This window comes from Roseibium sp. RKSG952, from assembly GCF_009711355.1.
In genome coordinates this window covers 1-2,556 of the sequence record NZ_SMMF01000615.1, presented here as the reverse complement: position 1 = coordinate 2,556, position 2,556 = coordinate 1, and the positions used below count along the sequence as shown (strand labels likewise).

Annotated in this window: 1 protein-coding gene; it reads left to right on the top strand. The window is 61.8% G+C overall.

Going from position 1 to position 2,556, the window contains the following annotated elements; all coding sequences use genetic code 11:
• Positions 1-335 precede the first annotated feature (335 nt).
• Positions 336-2,423, top strand: a complete 2,088-nt coding sequence (glyS, locus tag E1297_RS02815) for a glycine--tRNA ligase subunit beta (RefSeq protein ID WP_155133641.1) — start codon at positions 336-338, stop codon at positions 2,421-2,423.
• Positions 2,424-2,556 lie beyond the last annotated feature (133 nt).

Sequence of the window (2,556 nt, the reverse complement as noted above, 5' to 3'; positions counted from 1 at the left end):
AGCTGGCCAGGAAGCCTTTCAAGGCGGAAATCGCATTTAAAGGCGTTCCGTGAACTCCTCACCTCTGTCCCGAACAGATGATAACGGCCAGAATTGGCGCGTTCAGCTGAGCAGGCCAGTACTATGCAGAGGTTTCTCACATTGACCGGGGTGCAGCCGTGGCCCGGTTTTTTGATGTTCGCACTCCGGACGCCTGTCATGTCAAAGCGTGTCTCCGGACTGCTGATCACTGGCCGTCAGGTGTCAAGGGGGGTGACAAGTCACCGATGACTTGGTAACCGACGCCGACGTAATTCCGGTGGTGCATTCCCCAAGACCAAAGGCTCAAACGACCAATGCCCGATCTTCTGCTTGAACTCTTCAGCGAGGAAATTCCTGCGCGCATGCAGCGCAAGGCCGCTGAAGATCTGAAGTCACTTGTTACCAACGCTCTGGTCGATGCGGGTCTGCACTATGAGGGCGCCCATGCGTTTGCAACGCCGCGCCGTCTCGCGCTGCATGTCGCTGGTGTTCCGGCCGGATCTGCCGCGACCCGGGAAGAGCGGAAGGGGCCGCGTGTCGATGCGCCCGAGAAGGCCGTTCAGGGGTTTTTGCGGGGGGCCGGGCTGGCGTCGATTGATCAGGCAACGGTCCGGACCGATCCGAAGAAAGGCGATTTCTATGTCGCCGTGATCGAAAAGCCGGGGCGTTCTGCCATCGACATCATAGCCGATGTGATGCCGGGGATCGTCAAGGGCTTTCCATGGCCGAAATCCATGCGCTGGGGCAGCTCCGCCACGCGGTGGGTCCGTCCGCTGCATTCGATCGTTGCGACCTTCGGGCCGGAAACCGAGGAGCCGGATGTGGTGCCTTTCGAGGTCGACGGCATCCGCTCCGGGCAGACCACGCGCGGGCACCGGTTCCTGGCGGATGAAGCCTTCGAGGTGCGCCGTCTGGAGGACTACGCGTCCAAACTTGAAAAGCACAAGGTCGTGCTGGATGCGGACCGCCGGAAGGAGATGATCCTTGCCGATGCCAAGGACCGGGCGCTTGCACTGGGGCTGGAACTGGTCGAGGATCCGGGTCTTCTGGAAGAGGTTGCCGGTCTGGTCGAATGGCCGGTGGTTCTGACCGGCACGTTCGATGAGGACTTTCTGGAGATCCCGGACGAGTGTATCCGCCTGACGATCCGCGCCAACCAGAAGTGTTTCGTGCTCAAGGACCCGAAGACCGGACGGCTGGCCAACCGGTTTGTGCTGGTGTCGAACATCGAAGCCGCAGACGGCGGCAAGGCTGTGGTTGCCGGAAACGAGAAGGTGATCCGGGCCCGCCTGTCCGATGCGCGCTTCTTCTGGGACACCGATCTCAAGACCGATTTGTCCAAAAATCTTCCCAGGCTCGACAGCGTCAAGTTCCATGAAAAGCTTGGCAGCGTCGGCGAGCGGGTGGAACGCCTGACCGCGCTTGCCGCCCGGATCGCACCGCTGGTGGGCGCCGACACGGCAAAGGCCGGGCGCGCGGCTGAACTTGCAAAGGCCGATCTGGTCTCGCAGATGGTGTTCGAGTTCCCCGAGCTTCAGGGCCTGATGGGCCGCTACTATGCGGCCGCGCAGGGCGAAGATGCATCGGTGGCAACGGCCATCGAAGAACACTACAAGCCGCAGGGGCCGAGCGACAACGTGCCCGCCGATCCGGTTGCCATTGCCGTGGCGCTGGCCGACAAGCTGGATCTTCTCGCCGGTTTTTGGGCAATTGACGAAAAGCCGACCGGTTCCAAGGACCCGTTCGCCCTGCGCCGCGCGGCCCTTGGGGTGATCCGGATTGTTCTGGACAACAACCTGCGTCTGAAGCTGGCTGATCTCCTGTCGGATGCTCTTGATTTGCTGGCCCCGCAGGGGATCGACAAGGCTGCCGTGATCTCGGACCTTCTGTCCTTCTTTGCCGACCGTTTGAAAGTGCACCTCAAGGACGAGGGCGCGCGCCATGACCTGATCGACGCGGTCTTCGCGCTTGAAGGGCAGGACGACCTTCTGATGGTGGTGAAGCGGGTCGAGGCGCTGGGCGCGCTTGTTTCCTCGGATGACGGGGCAAACCTGCTCGCCGGTTACAAGCGGGCGGTTAATATTCTGCGCGCCGAAGAGAAAAAGGACGGTGCGCCCGTACAAGGCCGTCCGCATGCGGACCATCTGCAGGAACAGGCCGAAATCGATCTGGCAGCCGCCATCGGCGGCGCGCGGTCCGAGGCGGAAGAGGCTGTGAAGGCGGAAGACTTCGAAAGCGCCATGACGGCCTTGTCACGGCTCCGGGCTCCGGTCGACCGGTTCTTCGAGGACATTCTGGTAAACGCCGAAGACCCGGCCTTGCGGCGCAACCGCCTGCAGCTCCTGTCCGAAATCCGCGATGCGACCCATGTGGTTGCGGATTTCTCGAAAGTCGCCGGATAAGTCAGAAAGGGGCAAGAATCTTGCCATGCGGCAAGAGACCCTTGCCTGTTGCCTCTTCTGTGTCGTCCCGCAAAAGCCAACGGCTTTATGCGGGATCGGAGTGCCGGTGGGTGGATTCAGCCGCGAAGTGCAA